The following is a 25,168-nucleotide window of genomic DNA, read 5'->3' as shown; positions in this document are numbered from 1 at the left end:
GCACCCCACAATCCCCGTCATGACATGGACCGCACCCCGGATCGAACGCCGGGACATACCCGCCGCGGCGAGCGAGCGCGCGATGTTGCAGGGCTGGCTCGATTTTCACCGCGGCACCCTGCTCAGCAAGTGCGCGGGCCTCACCGGCGAACAGCTCGCCCGGGCCACCACCCCGCCGTCCCCGCTCACCCTGCTCGGCCTGGTGCGTCATCTGACCTACGTCGAACGCGTCTGGTTCCGGCAGCGGTTCGCCGGCGAGCGGATCGACCGCCTCTACTGCACCGACGACGCCCCGGACGCCGACTTCGACGACCTCGACCCGGCCCGGGCCGAGGCGGAGCACGCCGCCTTCCGCGCGGAGATCGCGGCCTGCGACGCGGTGGCCGCCGGCCGCGGCCTGGACGAGACCTTCACCACCGCCAGCGGCCGCACCCTCAACCTGCGCTGGGTGTACGTCCACATGATCGAGGAGTACGCGCGGCACAACGGGCACGCGGACCTGCTGCGCGAGGCGCTGGACGGCGAGACCGGGGACTGACCGCGACAGCGGCCGGAAGGAAGCCGCACGGCCGAAGGCCCCGTACGTCCGGTGCGTACGGGGCCTTCGGCCATGCGGTGCCGGTGGCCTCGGCGGGCCCGGTCGGGTCAGCCCTTGCGGGACTTGACCTCGTCGGTGAGCGCCGGGACGACGTCGAAGAGGTCGCCGACCACGCCGTAGTCGACCAGGTCGAAGATCGGCGCCTCGGCGTCCTTGTTGATGGCGACGATGGTCTTCGAGGTCTGCATACCGGCGCGGTGCTGGATCGCGCCGGAGATGCCCGCCGCGATGTACAGCTGCGGCGAGACCGACTTACCGGTCTGGCCGACCTGGTTGGTGTGCGGGTACCAGCCGGCGTCCACCGCGGCGCGGGAGGCGCCGACGGCCGCGCCGAGCGAGTCGGCGAGCGCCTCGATGACCGGGAAGTTCTCGGCGCCGTTGACGCCGCGACCACCGGAGACCACGATCGCGGCCTCGGTCAGCTCCGGACGGCCGGTCGACTCGCGCGGGGTGCGCGAGACGATCTTGGTGCCCTTGGAGGCGTCGGCGACGGTCACCGCGAGCTGCTCGACCGCGCCGGCGGCCGGGGCGGCCTCCGGGGCGGCGGAGTTGGGCTTGACGGTGATGACCGGGGTGCCCTTGGTGATCCGCGACTTGGTGGTGTACGAGGCCGCGAAGACCGACTGGGTGGCCACCGGGCCCTCGTCGCCGGCCTCGACGTCCACGGCGTCGGTGATGATGCCGGAGCCGATGCGGACGGCCAGGCGGGCGCCGATCTCCTTGCCCTCGGCGGAGGACGGCAGCAGGACGGCGGCCGGCGAGACCGCGTCGTAGGCGGCCTGGAGGGCGTCGACCTTGGGGGCGACGAGGTAGTCGGCGAACTCCGGGGCGTCGGCGGTGAGGACCTTCACCGCGCCGTGCTCGGCGAGCACGGGGGCGGCGGTGTCCACGCCGGCACCGAGGTGCACGGCCACCGGCTCGCCGATGCGGCGGGCGAGGGTGAGCAGTTCGAGGGTGGGCTTGCGGACGGCGCCGTCCACGTGGTCGACGTAGACAAGGACTTCAGCCATGGGAATTGCTCCTGCAGGAAGAGTGCGGGCGAAGGGAGGACGGATGGTTCCGACGGACCGTCAATTGCGGGCGGGGAGGCGGGAGATGACGCCCGACCCCGACCGCGGAAGCGGTACCGGGCCGGGGCCGGGCCCCGGCCGCGCGGCCTAGATGAACTTCTGGCCCGCGAGGAACTCGGCGAGCTGCTTGGCGCCCTCGCCCTCGTCCGTGACGATCGTGCCCTTGGTGCGGGCCGGGCGCTCGTCGGCCGACTCGACCTTGGTCCAGGCGCCCTCCAGGCCGACCTCGTCCGCCTCGATGTCCAGGTCGTCCAGGTCCAGGGTCTCCAGCGGCTTCTTCTTCGCCGCCATGATGCCCTTGAAGGAGGGGTAACGCGCCTCGCCCGACTGGTCGGTGACGGAGACGACGGCCGGCAGCGCGGCCTCCAGCTGCTCGCTGGCGGTGTCGCCGTCCCGGCGGCCGGTGACCTTGCCGTCGGCGACGGCGACCTGGGAGAGCTGGGTCACCTGCGGGACGCCGAGCCGCTCGGCGAGCAGCGCGGGCAGCACGCCCATGGTGCCGTCGGTGGAGGCCATACCGCAGACCACGACGTCGTAGCCGGTCTTCTCGATGGCCTTGGCGAGCACGAGCGAGGTGCCGAGCGCGTCGGTGCCGTGCAGGTCGTCGTCCTCGACGTGGACGGCCTTGTCGGCACCCATCGACAGCGCCTTGCGCAGCGCGTCGGTGGCGTCCTCGGGACCGACGGTCAGGACCGTGATCTCGGCCTCGCCGTCGTTGGCTTCCTTGATCTGCAGGGCCTGCTCGACGGCGTACTCGTCGAGCTCCGAGAGGAGACCGTCCACGTCGTCCCGGTCGACGGTCAGGTCCTCGGCGAAGTGCCGGTCGCCGGTGGCGTCGGGCACGTACTTCACACAGACAACGATCCTCAAGCTCACGCCGGCTCTCCTACCTGCTTCGTCTCTTCAGAACTGCCTTGTGCTGGCAGCATAGGCGCCTCACGGGGCGGCTCCCGGTCGGATACGGATCCCCGCGCCGACCGTCATATTACTCGCCAGTACATACACTCTGTCGCCCCGAATCAAGGCCGTCGAAATGTGACCTTCCCAACGGCCCCGACCGGGCGACGAAGCAGGTCCGGAGGAACCCGTCAGTCGCGCAACGCGTTGAAGCGGCCCTGGTGGTAGAGGAGCGGCCGGCCCGGCCCCGCGGGGTCGCCGACGACCGGCTGGGCGAGCACGATCCGGTGGTCGCCGGCCGGGATCCGGGCCACGACCCTGCACACCAACCAGGCCAGCACACCGTCCAACAGGGGCACGCCCTCGGGACCGGTGCGCCAGGAGGTGGCCGGGCCGAACCGGTCGGCGCCGCTGCGGGCGAACGTGGCGGCCAGCTCCTGCTGGTGCTCGCCGAGGATGTGGACGCCTATGTGCTCGGCCTCGGAGACGGTCGGCCAACTGGAGGCGCCGGTGCCTATGCCGAAGGAGAGCAGCGGGGGCTCGGCGGCCACCGAGGTGAGGGAGGTGGCGGTGAAGCCGACGGGTCCGGAACCGGTCGCGGTGATCACCGCGACGCCCGCGGCGTGCTGACGGAAGACGGAACGCAGAAGTTCGGGGGAGGCGGTGCGGGGCGTGCCGACATCGGGCGAGGCCGTCATGGAGTTGTCCTTCTGCTGTGGGCTACGAGCCCGGGCGGGGCCGCCGGCGGCCGAACGGCGGGCGGCGGCAGGGGTGTCGTCGCTGCTCACGCGCCGGGACAGCGCGCGCTGGCGGTCCGCAGAAGGTCGACGTGTGCGCGTCCGTACAGAAGGAGGGGAATTCCTGGCCGCATCACGTCAGGCTGACGAGGCGCGCCCCGCAGCGTCAAGTGCCGCCGGACATCTGGGAGATCAATCACTGACCGCCGCCCCCAACGCCGCGATGACGTCGGCCTTCCGCGGCTGGCCCGAGGCGCGGCGGACGATCGCACCGTGCCGGTCGAGCACCAGGACCGTGGGCGTGCGGAGGACGCCAAGGCGCCGCACCAGCTCCAGCCGGTCCTCCGCGTCGATCTCCACATGGGCCACGCCGTCGACCATCCCGGCGACCTCGGCGAGGATGCGCCGGGTGGCCCGGCAGGGCTGGCAGAAGGCGCTGGAGAACTGGACGAGGGTCGCCCGCTCCCCCAGCTCCGCGCCGATCCCCGCGGCATCCAGCCGCGCCTCGTCGTCCCGCTTGCGCACCTTCGTCCCTCCGTCGTCCCTCCGTCGCGGTGACGGAGGGCAGGCCCAGGGCGCCGGACCCGCCGTCACGAGCACCGCGACCGACGCACACGAGGCGCCCTGCCGTCCCCGTCATCCCAGGGTGCAGCGTTCAGGCGACCACAAAGATTCCCGGGATCGCCCACCGGACGTCGGCGGACGGGGTTCCGCCCGCGCGCAACGGCGGATCGACCCGACGGCGAGCGGGGCCGGCAGGACGGACACCCCGCACACACGGGCACGGAGGCGGGCCGGTGGCCGGGCTGCTGCCCGAGGGCGAGGGGTGCCTTCCCCTGCGGCGGGCAACCGGCCGAGACCTGCGGTTTTCCCCGCCCACGTGACGAGAATCTCCCGCTCCGGGGGGCTCGGGCGCTGGCCGCCGGGGCGGACATCGGGCACGATCTCCGGAGCCGCAGAGTTACGACTGCGTAGGTTTCCGCCGGGAGAACCCTCCCCAGGCACAGAGAAGGGGTCCCCCGGAATGGCCGAGTTCGTCTACCCGCCCGTCATCGGCGCCGCCCGCACGCTCTTCAAGACGATGGACTTGAAGTTCGACATCGCCGGCACCGAGCACATCCCGCAGCGCGGAGGGGCGGTACTGGTGAGCAATCACATCGGCTACCTGGACTTCGTCTTCTGCGGGCTGGCGGCGCGCCCGGCCAAGCGCCTGGTGCGCTTCATGGCGAAGGAATCGGTCTTCCGCCACAAGGTCTCCGGGCCGCTGATGCGGGCCATGAAGCACATCCCGGTGGACCGGACGCAGGGCATGCACGCCTACAAGCACGCGCTCTCCGCGCTGCGTTCCGGCGAGATCATCGGGGTCTTCCCGGAGGCGACGATCTCCGAGTCGTTCACCCTGAAGAACTTCAAGTCGGGCGCGGCACGGCTGGCCCAGGAGGCCGGCGTCCCGCTGCTCCCAATGGCGCTGTGGGGCACCCAGCGGCTGTGGACCAAGGGCCACAAGCGCCAGTTGGGCCGCCAGCACTTCCCGATAACGATCCGGGTGGGCGAGCCGGTCGAGGCCGACCCGGCCGAGCAGGCCGAGAAGATCACCGACCGGCTGCGGGCCCGCGTCCAGGACCTGCTGGAGGCCGCCCAGCGCGCCTACCCCGTACGCCCCCGGGACGCCGAGGACACCTGGTGGATCCCGGCCCACCTCGGCGGCACGGCCCCGGCCCCCGGCGGCCGCGCATAGTCTCCCGGGCTCAGGATTCCTGCGCCCAGACCTCTCCCACCTCGACGCGGGCACCCGGGCACGCCTTCTCCAGCGCCTCGGCGAGCTCGGTGCCCGCGGTCCGCAGCTCGTCCCACGTCATCGGCGCCATCCGCTCCAGCAGGAAGAGCGCGTCGACCGACTCCTCGGTGAGCCGGGTGCGCACGCCCTGCCGCCAGTTCCAGCGCCGACAGGTCACGCCCTCGTCGTCGCACCAGACCACCTCGCCCGCCTCGGGGTGCTCCACCACCTCCGCCCCGCCGGCGGCGGTGGCGAACGGCTCCTCGCCGGTGGCCCGGACGAGCCGCATCTCCCCCTGGATGCGGTCCAGGTCCTCACCGCCGACCGGGATCAGATGCGCGACGCTGATCGCGTTGTAGACGTCGACCAGCCGGTTGATCCGCGGCAGCCCGCCGTCGGCGAGGGCGCGCTTGGCGAGCGCCTCGGCGGAATTGCGCGTACGGGAGGGCTTGCAGCCGAACGCGGTGTACGCGGCGCGCCAGGCGGCGATGTGCGGATCGTCCTGCGGCGCCCGGCCGTCGAGCCGCGCGACGAGCCGCCGGGCGGCCTCGTCCAGCAGCGCCGAACTGAACTCGTCGCTGGGCCCGTTGGTCAGGCCGTGCGCCTCCACGGCGAGATAGCCGAAACCGGGCGCGAGGGCACGCACCTCGTCGGCGACGTGCAGGGTGCGGATCATGGGCCGTACCTCGGAGCTCTCGGGAACATCCACCAAAGTCGAGGCCGAGCGACGACCTCCCCCGGCATTGGAGCACACCGACGGACAGTTCAGCAAACGGTACCCCTAGGTCCAGCGTATTGGACTGCCTCCCACGTTGTCGGCCTCCACCGTGTTGCGTTGTCCGCTGCGCGGGGCTGTTGGGTGCGGTGACGGGTGGGAAAGACAGGCACGCGGGCATCGATGCCGGGTGGTCCGGTGACGGTCACCACTCAGCGACGAACCCGCAGCGGACCACCGGGCATACACCCCCACCAACCCTTTCCATGACCACCCACGGGAGGGGACGGGTCTGCGGGGCAGGGGTTGACCGGACGTAAAGCGCAGCAGTCCGGACAACCCCTGCCCCGCAGACCCGGCACCGCACCCAACAGCCCCGCGCAGCGGATCCGCACCGCACCCGAAACGCCCCGCGCAGCGGACCCACCCGCCCAGCAGAACCGGCACAACCCGCCGCCAGGCGGACACGGCGGGGCAGCCGACAACGTGGGGAAAAACCGGGCCGCTAGCAGCCCGTTATCGGCCCATCTCCTCGCGGATCGCCGAAAGGAACGCGTCCACGTCGGACTCCGTCGTGTCGAAGGCGCACATCCAGCGGACCACCCCGTCCTGCTCGTCCCAGAAGTAGAAGCGGAAGCGCTTCTGAAGGCGCTCACTGACCTCGTGCGGGAGGCGGGCGAAGACGCCGTTGGACTGGACGGGGTAGAGGATCTCGATGCCGGGGATCTCGCGGACGCCGGCGGCCAGGCGCTGGGCCATGGTGTTGGCCTGACGGGCGTTGCGGAGCCAGAGGTCCTTGGCCAGCAGCGCCTCCAGTTGGACGGAGACGAAGCGCATCTTGGACGCCAGTTGCATGGAGAGCTTGCGCAGGTGCTTCATGGCGCGGACCGCGTCCGGGTTGAGGACCACGACGGCCTCGCCGAAGACCGCGCCGTTCTTGGTGCCACCGAAGGAGAGGATGTCGACGCCCACGGCGTTGGTGAAGGCGCGCATGGGGACGTCGAGGGTGGCGGCGGCGTTGGCTATCCGGGAGCCGTCGAGGTGGACGAGCATGTTGCGCTCGTGGGCGTGGTCGCAGATGGCGCGGACCTCGTCCGGGGTGTAGACGGTGCCGAGTTCGGTGCTCTGGGTGATCGAGACGACCTGCGGCATGGCGCGGTGCTCGTCGTCCCAGCCCCACGCCTGGCGGTCGATCAGCTCGGGGGTGAGCTTGCCGTCCGGGGTGGGGACGGTGAGCAGCTTGAGGCCGCCGATCCGCTCCGGGGCACCGCACTCGTCGATGTTGATGTGCGCGGTGTCGGCGGCGATCACCGCGCCCCAGCGGTCGGTGACGGCCTGGAGCGCGACGACGTTGGCGCCGGTGCCGTTGAACACCGGGAACACCTGGGCGCGCTGCCCGAAGTGGCTGCGGAAGACGCGCTGGAGGTGCTCGGTGTAGTCGTCCTCGCCGTAGGCGACCTGGTGGCCGCCGTTGGCGAGGGCGAGCGCGGCGAGCACCTCGGGGTGCGCACCGGCGTAGTTGTCGCTGGCGAAGCCGCGTATCTGCGGGTCGTGGTGCTGCCGGGCGTCGGTCTTCGCCCGGTTCACGGCTTGGGGGTCAGCCACAGACGCTGTCCATTCACTTCCTGGGCGGGCCGGTCCCAGACACCGGCGATGGCCTCGGCCAGCTCCGTGACGTCGGTGAAGCCCGCGAACTTGGCGTTCGGTCGCTCGGCGCGCATCTGGTCGTTGACGAGCGCCTTCACGATCAGGATGGCAGCCGCGGCGCGCGGTCCGCCCTCGCCCCCCGCCTTGCGGAAGCCGTCGGCCATGGCGAGGGTCCACGCCTCGGCGGCCGCCTTGGACGCGGCGTAGGCGGCGTTGCCCGCGGTGGGCTTGCTGGCGCCGGCCGCGCTGATCAGCACGTAGCGGCCGTTGCCGCTGCGTTCGAGCGCCTCGCTGAAGGCGAGGGAGGTGTGCTGGACGGTGCGGATCAGCAGCTTGTGCAGGGTGTCCCAGTCCGCCAGGTCGGTCTCGGTGAACGTCGAGCAGCCGCGCCAGCCGCCGACGAGGTGGACGACGCCGTCCACCCGGCCGAATTCCTTCTCCGTACGGGCCGCCCATTCGCGGGTCTGGTCGAGGTCGAGGAGGTCGACGGTCTCGCCGATGACCGTGGCGCCGCCGTGGGCGTAGCGGGCCGCGTCGACGGCCTCGGCCAGCCGCTCGGGGTTGGCGTCCGAGCCGACCACCACCGCCCCGGCCTCGGCCAGCCGCAGCAGGGTGGCGCGGCCCGCCGGGCCGGCCGCTCCGGCCACCGCGATGACCGCACCCTCCAGCGGCCCCTGGCCGCCCGTCGAAGTAACCATCTCCGTCGCCTCCTCGTCCTGCCCCTGGACGGCCGTCGGCCGGGTGTTCCGATCGCTGTGCTGCATGTTCTGATCCTGCTCGGTCCGCACGCTCGTCACGCCGCCGCCGGCGCTTCGCTGTGGGCGGTGATGCCCTTGGTCGAGGCGATCACGGAGCGCAGCTTCTTGGCGAGCGCCTCGTAGAACATGCTCAGCGGGAACTCGTCGGGAAGCACGTCGTCCACGAGTTTGCGCGGCGGCTGGTCCAGGTTGAGGGCGTCCGGACCCTTGGCCCAGACCGAGCCCGGGTGCGGGGCGAGGTAGGTCGAGACGAGGCCGTAGGCGGCGAACCAGTGGACCAGCTTGGGCCGGTCGATGCCGTCGCGGTAGAGCTGCTCGATCTCACCGCAGAGCTGGTTGGTGACCTTGGGCGCCCGCTCCCAGTCGATGTGCAGTGTGTTGTCCGTCCAGCGTACGACGTCGTGCTTGTGGAGGTAGGCGAAGAGCAGCTGGCCGCCGAGGCCGTCATAATTGCGCACCCGGTCGCCGGTGACCGGGAAGCGGAACATCCGGTCGAAGATCACCGCGAACTGCACGTCCCGGGCCTGCGGGTAGCCCTCGGCCTCCAGCTTCACGGCCTCCTTGAAGGCGGTGAGGTCGCAGCGCAGCTCCTCCAGGCCGTACATCCAGAACGGCTGCCGCTGCTTGATCATGAACGGGTCGAACGGCAGGTCGCCATGGCTGTGGGTGCGGTCGTGGATCATGTCCCAGAGGACGAACGCCTGCTGGCAGCGCTGCTGGTCGTCGAGCATGGCCGCGACGTCCGCGGGGAGTTCGACGCCGAGGATCTCCACGGCGGCCTCGCTGACCCGGCGGAAGCGGGCGGCCTCGCGGTCGCAGAAGATGCCGCCCCAGCTGAACCGCTCGGGGGCCTGGCGGACCGCGATGGTCTCGGGGAAGAGGACGGCGGAGTTGGTGTCGTAGCCGGCGGTGAAGTCCTCGAAGGTGATCCCGCAGAACAGGGGGTTGTCGTAGCGGGTGCGCTCCAGCTCGGCGAGCCAGTCAGGCCAGACCATGCGCAGTACGACGGCCTCGAAGTTGCGGTTCGGGTTGCCGTTCTGGGTGTACATGGGGAAGACGACGAGGTGCTGGAGGCCGTCGGCGCGCTGCTGGGCGGGCTGGAAGGCGAGCAGCGAGTCGAGGAAGTCGGGGATCCCGAAGCCCTCGTCGGCCCAGCGGCGCAGGTCTTCGACGAGCGCCTGGTGGTAGGCCGCGTTGTGCGGGAGCAGCGGGGCGAGCTCGCGGATGGCCGCTATGGCGCAGTCGACCTCGTGGCGCACGGCCGCGGCACTGGGCGCGCCGTCCGCGGCGAGGTCGATCGCACCGTCCTTGGACTGCCACGGGCGGATGCTCTCGATGGCGTCCTTCAGCACGGGCCAGGCGGGGTGCGCGACCACGGACTCATCGGACAGGGTGCCGCCCCGGACACCCACAGGCGAAAGAATTTCCGTCATGACTGCCCTCCGGCGGTAGATCGTCCTGTGGAGACACCGTAACCAGCCAAGGATCGCCCGTTCAAGTGGGGTCGGCGAAAAATATTCTGCGGACACCCCATGGTCACGACTGTTCTTCCTGTGGGGTACGGGTTCGACCTCACTTCCTGCCCTTCATGGCGAGGGATTCCGCGTTTTCTCCGGCACGGACGGGGGTAGAAGTGGGGATCACAGAGCGTCCGGGCGGGTGGCGGGCGCCGGGCCGGACCGGGCCCGGTGAAGTGCGGGATGACCTGCTCACCCCGTTGCCGGATGACCCCCGGGCAGACTTCCTGGGGCACGGTGCCCATCCGGATCAGGCACATCACCTCTCGTCTGCGCCGGCCGCGCAGACCGACGGCGTGAGCGGCGCGCGGCGTCACGGGCGGGGCGCAGCCGGGCGACCTCGTCCGGTCCGGCGCAGCGCATGACGAGGGCGCCCGAGCCCAGCGCCTGTCGCCGGCTCAATGCCTGCCGTCATGTCAACTTGCCTTGGCGGAAGGGCCGTTCGCCCTGTCGGCGCGGCTGACTCGCACTTTCAGGCGGTGATATGACCTGTCGTCAGACGCAGGAGGGGCGGGTGGAGCGGCGCCCCGCCCGGGCCCGGGAGGAAGGTGCCGGGGCGATGCCGGCGGATCTGGCGCGGATGGCACGGCCCGGACGGCCGGCGGGGCGTAGACGGCGCGGCACGGGGGCACTCGTACGGGCTAGAGGGCACTTGTCCCTACGTCGCTGCCGCTCGTCAGCGGATTAGGCTGTGCGCCATTTCGGGCGGCAGTGCGCCGGCGGCGACATGTGCACGGAGCCGACCGCAACCGAGCCGACACAAAGCGAGGCAGCCTTGTCCTTTCTCACCATCGGGCACCGCGGAATGATGGGTGTGGAGCCGGAGAACACCCTGCGCTCCTTCGTACGCGCCGAACGCGAGGGCGTCGACGTCATCGAACTGGACCTGCACCTGAGCAAGGACGGTGCACTGGTGGTGATGCACGATCCGGACGTCGACCGGACCACCGACGGCACCGGTGCGATCGCCGATCGCACCCTCGCCGAGCTGCGGGAGCTGGACGCCGGGCGGGGCGAGCGGATCCCGGTGTTCGAGCAGGTGGTGGACACGGTGCGGCTGCCGCTCCAGGCGGAGATCAAGGACGTGGCGGCGGCGCAGGCGCTGGCCGAGGTGGTGCGGTCGCGCGATCTGACCGACCGGGTGGAGATCATCTCGTTCCACGACGAGGCGCTGGCGGCGATCCGCACGCTGCTGCCGGGGGTGCGCACCGGGCTGGTCGCCGAGCGGTACGGCGCCGATGTCGTGGACCGCGCCACGGCGGTGGGTGCGGAGTTGGTGTCGCTGGACATCCGGCGGCTCACCCTCGATCTGGTCGAGCGGGCGCACGCCGCGCAGTTGAAGGTGCTGGGCTGGACGGTGAACACCCATGACCAGCTGCGGCTGGCGCGCGGGCTGGGGCTGGACGGGGTGGTGACCGACCAGCCGGAGATCCGGCGGGCGGTGCGCTTCACGGCGTAGCCGGCGCGGTACGCGGGCGGGCGGCCGGACGGCGCGTTACGGGCCGCCCGGTCCGTCCGGTCGGGGCCGCGGTCGGGGCCGCGGTCGGGGCGGTGGTCAGCCCAGCGGCTTGACCAGCAGCTCGAATTCCAGGTCGGCGCGCTGCGGTATGCCGAACCGCTCGTCGCCGTACGGGAACGGGCTGAACCGGCCGGTGCGGCGGTAGCCCCGGCGCTCGTACCAGGCGATGAGTTCCTCGCGCTGCCGGATGACGGTCATCCGCATCTCCGGGGTGCCCCAGGCGGTCAGTGCGGTGCGCTCGGCCTCGGCCATGATCACCTTGCCCAGGCCGGCGCCCTGGAGGTCCGGGCGGACCGCGAACATCCCGAAGTAGGCGTGGTCGCCGCGGTGCTCCAGCTGGCAGCAGGCGATCAGCTCGCCGTCCCGCTCGGCGACCAGCAGCCGGCCGCTCTCGTTGCGCACCACCTCGGCGACGCCGTCCGGGTCGGTGCGCTGGCCGTCCAGCAGATCGGCCTCGGTCGTCCACCCGGCCCGGCTGGCGTCCCCGCGGTAGGCCGACTCCACGAGCGCGACGAGCGCGGGGACGTCGGCCTCGGTGGCGTTGCGGAAGGTCAGCGAGGTGGTGGGCATGGGAGCGGGGTCCTCTCGGCCGTGGCGATGGCGGAAAGATCGAGGCTAACAAGACGCGCCGGCCGACGGCAGGGCCGGACGGTCCCTGCGGCGTAGGGTCCAGCCATGGTGCAGGTACTGAGCAGCAGGATTCTGGTGCGGCCGGCCGATCCGGAGCGGTCGCGGAAGTTCTACGGCGAGGCGCTGGGGCTGGCGATCTACCGGGAGTTCGGCACCGGTCCGGAGCGCGGCACGGTGTACTTCCTCGGCGGCGGCTTCCTGGAGGTCTCCGGGCGAGCCACGGACGCCCCGACGCCGACCCTCCAGTTGTGGCTCCAGGTGGACGACGCGGCACGGGCGCACGAGGAGCTGGTGGGGCGCGGGGTGGCGGTGCTGCGGCCGCCGGTGCGCGAGCCGTGGGGGTTGATCGAGATGTGGATCGCCGACCCGGACGGGCACAAAGTTGTAATCGTGGAAGTCCCAGCGGACCATCCACTCCGATACCGACCCTGACAAAACGCAGCCTAACGGGACCTCGGGGCACATTCCATAGGCTCTTCGAAGTTGCCGCCCTTGCCGGGGCGCTGCGCAGCCATTACAGCCAATCGTGTGCGAATGGGGCCGCTTTCCCCGCAGAGATGCTCCATCGCGGGCACACTCCCCCGGCAAGGACCGCGAAGCTGACCCGCCAGGGGCAGTATCTGGGTGCCACACAGCTCCTCGAAACTCCACCGAGGCCCAGATCCCGTGTCGGCATCGGCTGAACGGGCCGCCACCGAGGTTCCGTTAGCCCCGCCTCGAAAAGCCTAAGGGGTGTCCCGTAATCCCTGGCGGGCGCACGACGACAGCTACGGCCCTCCCCCCAACTGTCGCCGGGAGGTACCCCCCACGCCGCGTTGTCGGAACATCCGGATACGCCCGGTATCCGCTTGCCCCTCCGCCTTGCGATGCACCGCATCTGACGCCGTGCGCTGATCCACCAGGGATTACGGGACAACCCTTAGGCGAATCCCACACCAGCACCCACTCGCCCTCTGCGTACAGGCCGAGGCGGCATGTCCGATCTCGCCGGCGAGGAATGCCTTTCAACCTCATAAAGAGAGCACCCAAGCCGGCTCGCCCGAAGAAATCGCCGCATAGCGCACCCTCACCCCTCCCCCTTGTCAACGAGCGAGGGCGCCTTTCACAACGTACTCGTGTTTCACCTCCACGGCTTGAAAAGCGCCCCACAGCACAAGCAGTGCCACCAGTCGCAGGAACCGCACCACGGGGTAGGTCAAGTGGCTGTCCCTGCAGGAAGTCCTTGTGCTCTCCAAGGCCATTCGCGCGCGAACAGGGCGCCCGTCTGCGCGAAGTTTCCAGCGAAGGCGGACTCGATGCGGGCACGGACTTTGCGGTGTGAGCGATTGTGTTCCTCCTGCCAGCCCGGGAGTTCGCGCTGGCCGGGTTCGCGACGGTGCGGGATGACCAGCCCAGTACCGCAGTGGCCGCCGTTGACGATCACTGTCGTGTGGCCGACGGCGGCTTTCGCTCCGGACAGCTGCCACGCCTTGCAGTCGTTGCGGTTGCCGGGCAGGGCCGGTCGACCTGGCCACGAGGCGGGTGTCGGCCGCGCCGGACTGAAAGGCTGCGTTCAGGGCGCGATCGGCCCTGCCTCGGCCAGGCCCGGAGCCGAGCGGAGCAGAGTGACGAAGTCGTCGAGGTGATCAGCGAGTTGCCAGCGAGTGTAGAGGGCAGCGTTGCCGTCGAGGGCGAGGTGCATCCCCTCTTCCATGCCACGGTTGTAGACGTTGAAGGTCAGGTCCTGGACCGGGCCTGAGTTCAGGGTGTGGACGGTGGCAGGGGAACCGGCGTAGCTGTTCCGGTAGGCGAAGGACATGAGGTTGATGTCCGGGCCGAATTGACGCCTGTTTCGGGCGAGTTGGGGGAGGTCCCGGGCCAGTCGCTCCAAGGGGTAGCGCTGGTGCTGGAGGGCCGTGGTGACTTCTGCCGCAGCCTGTCGGATGAGCGAGGCGAAGTCGAGGTCGGGGGTGAGGGAGAGCCGCAGCGGCACGGTGTTGGAGACCATGGCCGGGATCTGGCGCAGGGCGGTGTCCGTGCGGGCGGCGACCGGCAGGCCGACGGCCATCCGGCGGACGCCGGTGGCGCGGTGCAGCTGTACGCCGACCGCGGCGACGACGACGGCGGGCCACCGGACGTCGAGGCGGCTCGCGAGGGAGCGGAGTGCGGTGACGTCGGCGGGGCCAAGGCGGGCGGTTTCGCGGAGCGATTCGTTGGTGGGTGCGGGACGCCAGTCGGTCAGGCTGACCGTCTCGGTCTGGCCGGCCAGGCGGGTGCGCCAGAACTCGGCGGCGGCACGGAACGCCGCGGACTGCTGGTAGGCGGTGTCGGCTTCGACGACCTGGCGGAGGGTGCCGGCCGGGCGGGGCGGGAGCGGCCGGCCGGACGCCAGTGCGGTATAGACGTCAGCGGCGTGCGAGGCGATGAGCGAGTAGCCGAAGCCGTCGAGGACGATGTGGTGGAGGGAGCGGTACCAGAGGTGGCGCCGGTGGGTGAGCCTGAGCAGGGCCCAGGTCGCCAGGGGACCCTTGACCAGGTCGTAGGTGGTGGTCCGCTGGTGTTCGGTCATCCAGCGGTGGGCCGCGGCCAGGGGGTCCGGCTCGGCACTGAGGTCGAGGTGGTGGAACGGGATCTCGACGGTGTCCTCGATGTACTGGACCAGCCCTTCGTCGCCGAGGTCGAAGCGGGCTCGCAGGGCGGGGGTGGCGGCGGCCACTTCGCGGAGTGTCTCGGCGAAGAGTGCCGGGTCGACCGGGCCGGCGATGTCGCAGTATTCGGCAAAGGTGAAGCAACGGTCGTCGGGGTTCAGTTGCTGTGCGACCCATACACCGGTCTGGGCGGAGGTCAGCGCCAGTTGTTCGGTCATCGGTCAGCCTCTCGTCACGGTCATTGGGGGTGGTGCGTCGTCGCCGTGGACATCGCGGACCAGGTTTCCTGGCGGAGCATGTCCAGACAGCGTTCGCCGGGGTCGGGGGCGATGGCCACGGCGGTGAGTGCGGTGTCCAGGCGGTTCACGGGCTGCCGCTCATCCGCCGTGTGCGCGGCGTCGGAGGTGTGTCCGTCACCACCGGTCGGAGAGTTCCGGGGTGACGATGGATCAGCCGCCCGACCTCGGCGCCTCCGCCACATCAGGACAGAGCGCCGGCCCTGTAGAGGCAGGCGGACCAGCCGGCAATGGAGCGAATCTCGGGATCGATCATCACCGCATCGTCCAGCTCCACGCCGGCAAGCTTCTCCACCCGCGAGGCAAGCTCCATCCAGTCAAGCGAACTCAGACCGAAAAGCGCGAAATCCTTGCCCCGTAGCGTTTCGTCCTCAACGAGATCAATCTCTTGCAGCGCGATCTCACCTTTTGCTTTCATGATTTCGATGAGGGTGGCTGCCACCAGGCGCTCACAGGCGTTCATGCGCCCTTTTTCCATCGCTACCGGACACCCTTCTGTGTCATTTTTTCCATCTCCGCCCTATCAGGCTTCCCTATCGCGTTGACCGGAAGCTTTTCACAACGCATCACACGCGGTCTTGGCATGTCAGCGGAAAGTCGCATGAGTGCCGCATCGATTTTGACCGACTCGACAGCCGCTCCGGCGACAAAAGCATGGAAATCATCGATCTCGTCGGCACCTGTCCGCGCTACCACCAGGAGATACACATCATCGACCCCAGGGATCTGACGCAAGGCATTCTCAATTGCGTGCGCATCGATAAAACGTCCATTAATGCGGAGCGCGCCCCGACGGCGTTCAATGAATTCGATCGTGCCGTCCCTGCGGTATTCGACGATGTCGCCTGTCCGCCACACCGTGGCCGGGGTTTCAGCGTCTGCCATGCATCCCTCAATGGGGGCGACTGAACTTACTTGGAGTTCACCGACCTCCCCGCACCCGGGGTGGATAATCTCAACCCCGGGAATCGGCCTCCCTATTCCTCGATCCCCCATCATGATCGCGCCGGTTTCCGACGAACCGTAGTTCCGCATGAGGCGGACACCAAATCGTGCGGCGAACTTCCGAGTCAGTGCTTCGCTAACCTGGCCGGCACCTACCATGGCCACGCGCAGGTCAGGTTTGGCGCCCGCGTCTTCGACGTCGGCGAGGAGGCGGGCGAGTGGCGCCGAAAGCGCAAGAACCACAGAGGCTCCGGAGTCGATCCTATGCACCAGCCGTGAGACACGCACCACTGGTTCAGCATCGACGGTACAACCATTGATCAGTGCGCTGAGTGCGAATCCCGAGCCATATGAGTGCACCACCGGTACGGGGACGATCACGTTATCCTCAGGCGCCATCGGCAGCAGGGTTCGGTACCCCATCGCCTCTGCCAGAACGCTGGCGACACCGCGCCTCACGATTTTCGGCTTCCCGGTCGAACCGGAACTGACGTGCATGAGCGCGGTGGTCTCGAGCCCTTGGGTCGGGATTCCCGACTCCGGAGCCCTAACCGTGAAATTTTTGTCGACAAGGAATGAAGCGCCGCCCTGCGGTAAGTCGGGACGCTTGGTGCACAGCACGGGAATCGCGTCGAGCTGCCACACCTTCAAAAGCACCGCAAGGAGATGTGGGCCTTGGAGGTCCTCCAGCACCACGATATTTCCCGCTTCGACGCCGGCCTCAAGGAGATCGTCGGCAATCCGGCTCAGATCTTCCAGGACCGCGGAGACGGAACGTCCGCCCAGCCGCGCTCCGCTGCGAATGATGCGATCAACTAGGTTCTGGCGTGCGCTGTGCACTTCACTCCCACCTCATACGTTCATCTCCATCACCGATAAAGATCGAGCGACCCATGATCAGCCCCGCGTTGTCGGCCAGCTTCCTGGCGTGCTCCAATCCCACTACGAAGCGCTTGTTTCCATAGATCAGGTAGCGATCGCGGTCGGCCTCGCCGGTGAAATTCACGGTCAGGACGTTCGCCCCGGCGTCCAGACCGCGGGACTGGCCACCCGAATCAGTTTTTTCAAGTGCGCTCACCGAGGGGATGAGGAGGTGCGGGTAGCAGATCCGCAGTATCGCGATGATGTTCAACGCTAATTCATTCGATCCTGCCGGCGCGATGGAAAGCGGAGTATCCGGGGCCGGAACAAAGGGGCTCACGCTGCACATGTGCACACCGAGCTCACCAGCCAGTTCAATGTCATCGATGATGCTCTCAATGCTCTGTCCCGGAAGTCCAGAGATGAGACCGGTACCGACCCGGTACCCGAGATCGAGTAGATCGCGCATGCACCGGAGACGCTGCTCGAGATCCTCGTGACGTATCGCCCTGAACAATTCCGGATCACTGGTCTCGTGTTTGATGATGTAGCTTACGGCCCCCAGTTCCCGAAGATTCTTGTACTGAGCTCTGGTCAAGTTCCCGACGTTGAGCAGAATCTCGACGTCACCGTCATAAATTTCCCTGATAGCCGGTATCGACTCCCTGAGCACGGACAGCACACGTGTGGTCTCGCCGCCCTGGAGTAGCACCACATTTATTCCGGCATCGCGGATTGACCGGGCGCAGCGTTGTATGTTTTCGCTGCTCATGAAGAACCGGTCGTTATCCTGAACGTTGTCGCGACGCATAGGGCAATAATCACAGTTCACGCGACAGACATTGGTGATCTCGATGACTCCGCGGACCACGATACGTCGGCCGAAATGTTCCTGGCGACGTCGCCGGGCCTCGGCGAAAAGCTCTTGCTGCTGCTCACCACTCGCCTGCAGCGCGGCACGAATTTCGGAACGGGTCAGCATTTTCCCACTCATTCACATACCTCCGACAGAATTTTCGATATTGGTTCAGAGATTCGGTGACCTCCACTGCTGCCGTAGAAACCGCAGAGGAGATCGGATCCTGACTTGCGTCCGATTCTCGCCGTACCGCGTCCCTGCCGCGCAGCACTGCCACTCACGAAGTGATGAGGCCACCGTCGAGGAGACCCCTGACCGAGCGCAGCAATGACGCAAATTCTTCGACGTGGTGAGACAATTCGGCCCGACCATAGAGAGCAGAGTTTCCATCGAAAGCAATGTGCATGCCCTGACTCCAACCCCGGTGGTAGATGTTAATTGTCAGATCCTCTACCGGGCCTGAGTTCAGGCTGTGGACAGTGGCCCGAGAGCCCGCATAGTCGTCATCGTAGTGGAATGACATGATGTTGATTTCCGGGCCGAACTGGCGTCTTCCGGCCGGGAGGCCGGGTACAAGTCGGGCCAGCCGCTCCATTGGGTAGCGCTGGTGGCGCAGCACCTCTTTTAGGCCTTCTGCCGCCTGTTCCGCAACAGTCTTGAAATCTGCTTTCGCCGTCAGGTCGAGGCGCAGTGGCACCGTGTTCGACACCATCGCGGGCACCGTACGCAGAGCAGGTTCCGTCCGGGCGGTCACCGGCAGGCTGAGAGTCATGCGTCGCACTCCGGTAGCCCGGTGCAGCTGGACAGCGAGGACCGCGACGACAACCGCCGGCCAAGGAAGGACGAGGTCTCGCGCGACGGACCTGAGCATGCCTACTTCCGCAGGCTCAAGGTATGCACTCTCCCGGATAGCAGCCCCGTTGGGTGGCAGTCGCCAGTCGGTCAGACTCACGGTGTCCATCCGATTTTCCAGGTACGCGGCCCAGAACTCGCCGTCGCGTCTGAACGCATCGGATCGCTGGTAGGCGATATCCGCCTCGACCACCTGCCGGAGGGTGCCCACCGGAGCTGTGCGCCGACGGCGGCCGGTGCTCAACGCCGTGTAGGAATCGGCAACGGCAGAAGCGATCAGCGAGTGTCCGAGACCGTCGACAGCAATGTGGTGAACAGCCCTGTACCAGATGAAGCGATCTGAGGCTGCCTTGAAAAGCGCCCAAGTAGCAAGCGGACCTTTGGTGAGGTCAAATCCATGATTCTCGCGATGCCTGGCCATCCAGCACCTGGCTGCCGCATAGGCGTCCGATTCCCGGCTCAGATCGAGATAATGCATGGGTATGTCGACCGTGTCGTCGATGTGCTGGACCAGGCCTTCGTCTCCGAGGTCGAATCCAGCCCGCAACGCCGGAGTGGCGGCCACTACCTCGCACAATGCCGCCCTGAAGCGATCGGGGTCGACCGGCCCTGCGATGTCGCAGTACTCCGTGCACGTGAATGATGTGTCGCCGGGGTTCAGTTGCTGTGCAACCCACACACCGGTCTGGGCAGAGGTCAGCGCCAGTCGCTCGGTCAACGGTCAGCCTCTCGTCACGGTCAGCGGGGCGAGTGGTGCGTCGTCGCCATAGACCTCGCGAACCCAGGTTTCCTGGTAGAGCGTGTCCAGATAGCGTTCGCCGAGGTCGGGGGCGATGGCCACGGCGGTGAGTTCGGCGTCCGGGCGGTGCCTGGCCAGCCACCGCTGGGCGCCGGCGACGACGGTGCCGGTGGATCCACCGAAGAGGAAGCCGGCCGCGGCGAGCCGGTGGCAGGCGCGGACGGTCTCCGGTTCCGGGACCATGACCACGTCGTCTATACAGGCGGGATCGAGGAGTTGGGGACGCACTCCGGCGCCCAGACCGGGGATCATTCGGGGCTGGGGCAGGCCGCCGAAGGTCACCGAGCCGACCGTGTCGACCGCGACGACAGTCACCGGACGCCCCGACTCCCGGAAGTACCTGGCGCAGCCCATCAGGGTGCCCGTGGTGCCGGCACCGACGAAGAGCACATCGAGGTTGGGGAAGCGCTGGGCGATGGCCGGGGCGGTGATGCGGTGGTGGGCGATCCAGTTGAACTCGTTGGTGTACTGGTTCAGCCAGACATACCGCGAGTCGGCGGCGCACAGGTCATGGACGTGGCTGAGCCGGGCGCCGAGGAAGCCGCCCTCGCCGTCGGGTTCGGTCACCGTGTGCACCTCGGCGCCCAGCGCTTCCATCATCCGCCGGGTGGCGGGGTTGCAGCGGCTGTCCGTCACACACAGGAAGCGGTAGCCCCTAGTGGCGGCGATCATGCTCAGTGCCACGCCGAGGTTGCCCGAGGAGGACTCCACAAGAATGGAGTCCCGGGTGAGCAGTCCCGCCTTCTCGGCCTCCTCCACCATGGTCGCGGCGGCCTTGAGCTTGATGGACCCAGCGAAGTTGAACCCCTCGCACTTCAGGTACACCGGGCTGCCAAGGACCGGGCGCAGATCGACGTAGAGGTCCTCGGTGTTGAACTCCTCGGGCGAGGTGATCACCGGCAAGACGGCCACCTCCGCTCATTCATCACTGCCGCCGCGCGGATCGTCGTTCTCGCCGTAACGGCTGACGTCGTGGAAGAAGTCCGCCACGACCCGGAGTTCGCCGCGCGCCCGGAGGTGGTCGTAGACGTACTTGCCGACCGCGAGGTCCAGGACGCCGAGGCCGAACGGGGAGAAGATCACGGGCCGGTCCTCGGGCAGGGTCACCCGGCCGGACATCACGTCGAAGAGCGTCCCGTCGATGAACGACCGGTTTCCCGCCGCCTGTTCGGCCAGGTGCGGGGAGGTGTCGGCCTTGAGGCAGTGCTCGACGTCGTCCACGACGTTGGCCGAGGCGAGGATGATCTCGGGTGCCAGGTCGCGCAGCGAGATGTGGAGGACAAGGGGGTTGTGGGTGAACCAGCCGGGGTCGGTGACATGCGGGGTGCCGGCGACCGTGGCGAAGACCACCAGGTCGCTTGCGCGGATCAGCTCCTCGGCGGACCCGTGCACGGTGATCCGGCCGCCCGACCCGCCGCGTTCCAGGTACCCGCGGAAGCCCTGGGCGTTCTCCGCGTCGAGGTCGTGGATGCCGAGCTCGTCGAACTCCCAGCCGGCGCCCCGGAGATAGCTGTGGATGTACCGGGCGATGAGTCCGACGCCGAGGAATCCGACCCGGCGCGGGCGGCCGCGCTCCCGGCCCCGGGTGAGCCGGTCGGCGGCCAACGCCGCGGAGGCCGCCGTCCGGGTGGCGCTGATGATGGAGCTCTCCATGCAGGCGAGCGGATAGCCGGTGCGCTGGTCGTTGAGGACCAGTACGGCAGAGGCGCGGGGGATCCCGGCGTGGATGTTCTCCGGAAAGCTGGAGATCCACTTCATGCCGTCGACCTGGGTGCGGCCACCGAGTGAGGCGGGCAGCGCGATGATCCTTGAGGACGGCCGGTCGGGGAACCGCAGGAAGTACGACGGCGGGTTGACCGAATCGCCCTCGCCGTGCGCCCGGTAAGCCTCCTCGACCAGCTCGATGATCTGCTGCTCGTATCCGGTCAGCACCTGGTGGACCTGGGCGCCGGGAACCACGGCGAACGAGGGGATCTGTGCGTTCATGACGATGGACGGCTCCGTTTCAGAGGGGATCGGCGGACGGGACGGGCGGTCAGGGGATGGCGACCGGCTGGTGGGTGGGAGAGCAGTCGGCGAGGCGTACGGGGGCGCCGAGGACCATGCCCACTTCGCGCTGCCCCTCGTACGGTTCGCGGCTGTGGGCCATGCGGATGTTGTCCACGAGGAGGACGTCACCGGCCTGCCAGGGCTCGCGCAGCGTCGCGGCCTCGTAGACCTCGTTGATGGTCGCGATGGTGTCCCGGTCGATGGGCGAGCCGTCGCCGAAGCAGGTGTTGAACGGCAGTCCCTGCTCGCCGAACTGCATCACCAGATACTCCCGGACGGCGGGGTCCATGGTCCATTCGTTGAGGAACGCGATCTGGTTGAACCAGACCGGGCGTCCGGTCAACGGATGCCGGATCACCGCGGAGCGACGCTGGGTGGTGTGCAGTCCGCCGTCCGGCTGCCACGCGAAGGCGGTTCCGTTGGCTCGGCAGTACGCCTCCGCGGCCGCCCGGTCGGCTGCGGCCAGCGCCTCCTGCCAGCCAACGCCGACCAGGTCGTTGTAGGAGCGGAGCAGTGACCAGCCGTGGTCGGTGAAGCGTTCGACGAGCGGCTGCGGCAGGCCGGCGAGGACCGCCTGGGCGTCGGCGAGGCCGGTGACGCCGCCGGTGGCCGGTGCGGTGAAGCAGCCGATGGTGAGCAGCCGGGGGAATTCCAGCCCGTAGCTCAACTCGTGGTGCATGCACATGGGCTGGTCAGCCGGCCATTCCAGGGAGGAGAGCACCCGCCCGCCGAGCGGGCGGCGCCGGGCGAACGCTTCCCGCTCCGCCGGCACCGATCCCGAGAGCCGTTCGCCGATCGAGCCGAGCGCGGCGGCATCGCGCACGCCGAGGCCGCGGATCAGTACGGCGCCGTGCTCCAGCAGCGCGGCTTCCAGCGCGGCCCTGCGCTCGCCGGTCCAGTCGGCTAAACGGCCGGGCGCGACGTCCTCGGTGACCCGCAGGACCGGGGGTTTGCCGGGGGCCAGTTCCAGGCCGAGTTCCCCGGCTCCGGTGGCGGCCGGTGCGGCGGGCGACCAGGTCGGCGCCGTCGTCCCCTGGTCCTGTGGTGTGTGCGCGCCGGCCGGCGGCGCGGCCTCGCCCTCCTGCGGTGCCTTCTCGTCCCTCTCGTCCATGGCCGAGGCGAGCTCGGCCAGGACCGGGTGGTCGACGATGTCCTGAAGCGTCACCGGTCCGCCGAGCGCGATCCCGAGGCGTACCGCCGACAGCGAGGTACCGCCGGACGCGAAGAAGTGGTGGTTTCGGGTGATCTCGGTGACCGGCAGGCTGAGCACCTGCGCCCAGATCCGGGCCAGCCGCTGCTCGGTCGCCGTGCGCGGGGCGTCGTCGCCGACCGGGCCGGCGGAGAGCGGTCCCTCGGGGGAAGCGGTGGCTGCCGTGGCGGCGATGAGGGTGGTCCCGTCCCGGGTCAGCGCCTTCTTGTCGATCTTGCCGTTGCCGGTCAGCGGCAGGGCGTCCCGGTGCCGGTAGATCCCCGGCACCATGTAGGGAGGCAGCGTGTCGGCCAGGGCCTGCCGGATCGCATCCGCGTCCAGCGGGACGTCTGCGGCGTAGAACGCGACCAAGTGCTTTTCCCGGTCGGGGCTTTCCGCCACGACCACCGCGGAGTCCCGTACCCCCGGCACCCGCAGCAGATGGTTCTCGATCTCACCGATCTCGATCCGGAATCCCCGGATCTTGGTCTGGGCGTCCCGCCGGCCGAGGAACTCCAACGTCCCTTCCGGCAGCCACCGGCCGATGTCCCCCGAGCGGTAGAGCCGCTCACCCGGGCGGTGCGGATCGGTCCCGAAGGCCGCAGCGGTCCGCTCCGGGTCGTTGATGTACCCGCGGCCCACACAGACCCCGGAGAACACGATCTCGCCCGGCGCGCCCAGCGGAACCGGCTCCAGGTGCTCGTCCACCACATACACCCGGACGTTGCGGACCGCCGATCCGAGCGGCACCCGGTCACGGCCGGGCACCCGCTCCATCACCTCGTGGTTGGTGTCGTCGGAGGTCTCGGTCAAGCCGTACGCGTTGACCAGTCTGATGTCCGGGTACGCGGCGAACCAGCGCTCGACCAGCTCCTTCTTCAACGCCTCGCCAGTCGCCGAGACACTGCGCAACCGGCCCAGGCTGCGCGGATGCTCCTCCAGGTAGGTGAGCATCACCTCCAGATACGACGGGACGACCTGGAGCACCTCGACCTCGCCCTCGACAAGGGTGTCGACACAGCGCCGGACGTCCAGGACCTCCTTCTGGCCGATGATCAAGGTCCGGGCGCCCACCAGGAGCCCGCTCACCAGCTGCCACAGCGAGATGTCGAAGCACTGCGGTGCCGTCTGAGCGACCGTCTGGCCGGGGCCGATCTCCAGATCCTCGATCTTGGCGAGCAGATGGTTGAGCATGCCGGCGTGCTCGCACATCGCGCCCTTCGGCTCGCCGGTGGAGCCTGAGGTGAAGTACACGTAGGCGAGTTGGCCGGCAGAGACCGGAACGCCCGGGTCCGTCTCACGGTGCTCGCGCTCCACGGGCGCGGTGTCGTCCCGGCCCTCCGGACGGGCCTCGGTGACGAGGTCGGCGATGAGCAACCGCGGGGGCTCGCCGAGCCCCGTCAGGGCCTGGTCGAGGTTGCCGGTGCTGCCCGGTTCGGTGAGGACGAACCGGCACTCGCTGCGGCCGAGCATCGCGGCGATGCGGGAGGCCGGGAAGTGCGGTTCCACCGGGAGGTAGACCCCTCCCGCCTTGAAGACGCCCAGCGCTGCCGCCAGCCAGCCGAGGTTCCGTTCGGTGACCACGGCGACCACGTCCTCGGGCCGGAGCCCCCGGTCCAGCAGTGCGTGGGCGATGCGGTTGGCCCGGCGGTTCACCTCGCCGTACGTCCACTCCGTCCCGTCGTGGACGGCGGCGATCAGGTCGGGGTGCTGCCGTACCCGCTCCTCGAACAGCTCGTGCATCCGGCGGTCCGGAAGGTCACGCACCGGCCCGGCCAAGCCGTCGATCTGGTGGGCGAGTTCGTCCGGGGAGAGGAGGCGCCCGCAGTGGTGCCCGGCGGTGTCGTCACCGGTCATCAGTGTCAGGGCGGTCAGCAGGTAGCCTGCGATCCGCTGTGCGTACGGCAGGTCGAGGACATCGCCGCGGCCGGTGAGCCGCAGCCGCAATCCGCCGTGGGGTGCCGGGGTGACGGCGATGCGCAGTACGAGGGGAGCCGGCAGCGGGCGGCCGTCGGCCAGTCCTCCGTCAGGCACCCGCCCAGCAACACCAGTCGCCGCGTCCAGCGCGGAGAGATCGAGAACCACCTCGTACTCCGGCGCGGCCGCCCCCGCCTCCGCCGCCGGGTTCCGCTGCTCCCCCCGAACGGTCTGATGGACGGTCAGTACCAGCTTCCGCCAGCTGCCGTCCGTCACCGGCAGCCGGTGCGGCAACGGTTGACCGTCGCCACCGGGCGCGGCGTATCCGGTCAGGACATCCGACTCACCGGTGAGCGCGGCCAGCACCTTGGCATGCGCCGCCAGCAGTACGGAGCCGAATCCCACTCGCAGGCGCTCGGCGAGCCCGGTCAGCCCCTCGACCGTGCCCGCGGGGACCAGGCACGCGTACTCGGTCGTCGGCAAGGCGTCTTGCCGTGGTGCGGTGCGCCACCACGGAATGGCGGTGACGATCCCCGATTCCCTGTCCGGGCCGGCGTCGGTGGGTATGCCCATAGTTCCTGCTGCCTTCACGAGAGAGGTAGGTGACCGGTGGCGCTCTCCGGGGAGAAGAGCGCCACCGATGATGCGGCGGGTCCGGCTGAGGCCGGCTCAGGCCTCCGCTGCGGCCATCGCCTTGACCAGGCTGGCCGGGCGCATGTCCGTCCAGGTCTCCTCGACGTACGCCAGGCAGGCGTCCCGGGTGTCCGCGGTCTTGGCGACGGTCCAGCCGGCGGGCACCTCGATGGACTCGGGCCACAGCGAGTGCTGGCCCTCGTCGTTGACGAGCACGAGGTAGGTGGCGTCCGGGTTCTCGAAGGGGTTGCTCATGATCTCTTCCTCATTCATCTC

Annotated in this window: 23 protein-coding genes and 1 pseudogene; 4 read left to right on the top strand and 20 right to left on the bottom strand. The window is 69.1% G+C overall.

The window, feature by feature from the left end; genetic code table 11:
- Positions 1-19 precede the first annotated feature (19 nt).
- Complete coding sequence (locus MOV08_RS33855) at positions 20-538, top strand: DinB family protein (RefSeq protein ID WP_275310087.1); 519 nt, start codon at positions 20-22, stop codon at positions 536-538.
- A gap of 107 nt (positions 539-645) precedes the next feature.
- Here the strand turns inward: MOV08_RS33855 and MOV08_RS33850 are convergent, their stop codons facing one another.
- The 4 genes from MOV08_RS33850 to MOV08_RS33835 form a co-directional block, all read right to left on the bottom strand.
- The gene (locus MOV08_RS33850; RefSeq protein ID WP_275310084.1) at positions 646-1,608 is read right to left on the bottom strand and encodes an electron transfer flavoprotein subunit alpha/FixB family protein; all 963 of its coding nucleotides are present in this window, start codon (positions 1,606-1,608) and stop codon (positions 646-648) included.
- A 147-nt stretch (positions 1,609-1,755) separates the two neighbouring features.
- Positions 1,756-2,544 carry an electron transfer flavoprotein subunit beta/FixA family protein gene (locus MOV08_RS33845; protein WP_073447283.1) on the bottom strand — a complete coding sequence of 263 codons (789 nt, stop codon included), beginning with the start codon at positions 2,542-2,544 and terminating at the stop codon, positions 1,756-1,758.
- A 212-nt stretch (positions 2,545-2,756) separates the two neighbouring features.
- Positions 2,757-3,263, bottom strand: coding sequence for a flavin reductase family protein (locus MOV08_RS33840; RefSeq protein ID WP_275311985.1), 507 nt, complete (start codon positions 3,261-3,263; stop codon positions 2,757-2,759).
- A 231-nt stretch (positions 3,264-3,494) separates the two neighbouring features.
- Entirely contained in the window at positions 3,495-3,827 is a 333-nt protein-coding gene (locus MOV08_RS33835; RefSeq protein WP_189856532.1) for a TlpA family protein disulfide reductase, read from the bottom strand.
- 499 nt (positions 3,828-4,326) lie between these two features.
- Here MOV08_RS33835 and MOV08_RS33830 point away from each other — a divergent pair, with 499 nt between their 5' ends.
- On the top strand, positions 4,327-5,040 hold the full coding sequence (locus tag MOV08_RS33830; RefSeq protein WP_039638110.1) for a lysophospholipid acyltransferase family protein: 714 nt from the start codon (positions 4,327-4,329) through the stop codon (positions 5,038-5,040).
- Positions 5,041-5,050: 10 nt separating this feature from the next.
- Here MOV08_RS33830 and MOV08_RS33825 read toward each other — a convergent pair whose 3' ends face one another.
- The 4 genes from MOV08_RS33825 to MOV08_RS33810 all read right to left on the bottom strand — a co-directional run bounded on the left by MOV08_RS33825 (position 5,051) and on the right by MOV08_RS33810 (position 9,632).
- A complete protein-coding gene (locus MOV08_RS33825; RefSeq protein ID WP_275310083.1) occupies positions 5,051-5,755 on the bottom strand; it encodes a B3/B4 domain-containing protein in 705 nt (234 codons plus the stop codon).
- A gap of 555 nt (positions 5,756-6,310) precedes the next feature.
- Positions 6,311-7,381 (bottom strand): threonine aldolase family protein, encoded by a 1,071-nt coding sequence (locus MOV08_RS33820; RefSeq protein ID WP_338057428.1) that lies wholly within the window; start codon positions 7,379-7,381, stop codon positions 6,311-6,313.
- A complete protein-coding gene (locus MOV08_RS33815; protein ID WP_039642129.1) occupies positions 7,378-8,205 on the bottom strand; it encodes an SDR family NAD(P)-dependent oxidoreductase in 828 nt (275 codons plus the stop codon). Before MOV08_RS33815 ends, MOV08_RS33820 begins: the two co-directional genes overlap by 4 nt.
- Before the next feature lie 29 nt (positions 8,206-8,234).
- Positions 8,235-9,632 carry a DUF6421 family protein gene (locus tag MOV08_RS33810; protein WP_275310080.1) on the bottom strand — a complete coding sequence of 466 codons (1,398 nt, stop codon included), beginning with the start codon at positions 9,630-9,632 and terminating at the stop codon, positions 8,235-8,237.
- 859 nt (positions 9,633-10,491) lie between these two features.
- On the opposite strand from MOV08_RS33810, the gene MOV08_RS33805 reads away from it, so the two are divergent.
- Positions 10,492-11,175 carry a glycerophosphodiester phosphodiesterase gene (locus MOV08_RS33805; RefSeq protein WP_078875992.1) on the top strand — a complete coding sequence of 228 codons (684 nt, stop codon included), beginning with the start codon at positions 10,492-10,494 and terminating at the stop codon, positions 11,173-11,175.
- Positions 11,176-11,271: 96 nt separating this feature from the next.
- Here the strand turns inward: MOV08_RS33805 and MOV08_RS33800 are convergent, their stop codons facing one another.
- The gene (locus tag MOV08_RS33800; RefSeq protein WP_039638104.1) at positions 11,272-11,805 is read right to left on the bottom strand and encodes a GNAT family N-acetyltransferase; all 534 of its coding nucleotides are present in this window, start codon (positions 11,803-11,805) and stop codon (positions 11,272-11,274) included.
- 105 nt (positions 11,806-11,910) lie between these two features.
- Between MOV08_RS33800 and MOV08_RS33795 the strand changes: the two genes are divergently transcribed.
- Entirely contained in the window at positions 11,911-12,297 is a 387-nt protein-coding gene (locus tag MOV08_RS33795) for a VOC family protein (RefSeq protein ID WP_039638103.1), read from the top strand.
- A gap of 847 nt (positions 12,298-13,144) precedes the next feature.
- Here the strand turns inward: MOV08_RS33795 and MOV08_RS33790 are convergent.
- The 11 genes and pseudogenes from MOV08_RS33790 to MOV08_RS33740 all read right to left on the bottom strand — a co-directional run.
- Positions 13,145-13,372, bottom strand: a pseudogene (locus tag MOV08_RS33790) (IS5/IS1182 family transposase); the annotation flags it as partial.
- 45 nt (positions 13,373-13,417) lie between these two features.
- Positions 13,418-14,710 carry a condensation domain-containing protein gene (locus tag MOV08_RS33785; protein ID WP_275310078.1) on the bottom strand — a complete coding sequence of 431 codons (1,293 nt, stop codon included), beginning with the start codon at positions 14,708-14,710 and terminating at the stop codon, positions 13,418-13,420.
- Positions 14,711-14,730: 20 nt separating this feature from the next.
- Complete coding sequence (locus tag MOV08_RS33780) at positions 14,731-14,859, bottom strand: ubiquitin-conjugating enzyme E2 (RefSeq protein ID WP_239010198.1); 129 nt, start codon at positions 14,857-14,859, stop codon at positions 14,731-14,733.
- Positions 14,860-14,972: 113 nt separating this feature from the next.
- Positions 14,973-15,251: a phosphopantetheine-binding protein gene (locus tag MOV08_RS33775; protein WP_039638101.1), complete on the bottom strand. Its 279-nt coding sequence runs from the start codon at positions 15,249-15,251 to the stop codon at positions 14,973-14,975.
- 17 nt (positions 15,252-15,268) lie between these two features.
- On the bottom strand, positions 15,269-16,573 hold the full coding sequence (locus tag MOV08_RS33770) for a class I adenylate-forming enzyme family protein (protein WP_275310076.1): 1,305 nt from the start codon (positions 16,571-16,573) through the stop codon (positions 15,269-15,271).
- A 1-nt stretch (position 16,574) separates the two neighbouring features.
- Complete coding sequence (locus MOV08_RS33765; RefSeq protein WP_275310075.1) at positions 16,575-17,576, bottom strand: biotin synthase BioB; 1,002 nt, start codon at positions 17,574-17,576, stop codon at positions 16,575-16,577.
- 154 nt (positions 17,577-17,730) lie between these two features.
- A complete protein-coding gene (locus MOV08_RS33760; protein WP_039638100.1) occupies positions 17,731-19,023 on the bottom strand; it encodes a condensation domain-containing protein in 1,293 nt (430 codons plus the stop codon).
- Positions 19,024-19,026: 3 nt separating this feature from the next.
- The gene (gene sbnA / locus MOV08_RS33755; protein WP_039642125.1) at positions 19,027-20,007 is read right to left on the bottom strand and encodes a 2,3-diaminopropionate biosynthesis protein SbnA; all 981 of its coding nucleotides are present in this window, start codon (positions 20,005-20,007) and stop codon (positions 19,027-19,029) included.
- Positions 20,008-20,022: 15 nt separating this feature from the next.
- Positions 20,023-21,090, bottom strand: a complete 1,068-nt coding sequence (gene sbnB, locus MOV08_RS33750; protein WP_275310073.1) for a 2,3-diaminopropionate biosynthesis protein SbnB — start codon at positions 21,088-21,090, stop codon at positions 20,023-20,025.
- A gap of 49 nt (positions 21,091-21,139) precedes the next feature.
- The gene (locus MOV08_RS33745) at positions 21,140-24,832 is read right to left on the bottom strand and encodes a non-ribosomal peptide synthetase (protein WP_275310071.1); all 3,693 of its coding nucleotides are present in this window, start codon (positions 24,830-24,832) and stop codon (positions 21,140-21,142) included.
- A 96-nt stretch (positions 24,833-24,928) separates the two neighbouring features.
- Positions 24,929-25,147, bottom strand: coding sequence for an MbtH family protein (locus MOV08_RS33740; RefSeq protein WP_039638098.1), 219 nt, complete (start codon positions 25,145-25,147; stop codon positions 24,929-24,931).
- Positions 25,148-25,168 lie beyond the last annotated feature (21 nt).

The organism is Streptomyces yunnanensis (assembly GCF_029011865.1).
GTDB classification, from domain to species: Bacteria; Actinomycetota; Actinomycetes; order Streptomycetales; family Streptomycetaceae; genus Streptomyces; species Streptomyces yunnanensis.
This window is presented reverse-complemented; position numbering and strand designations above follow the sequence as displayed.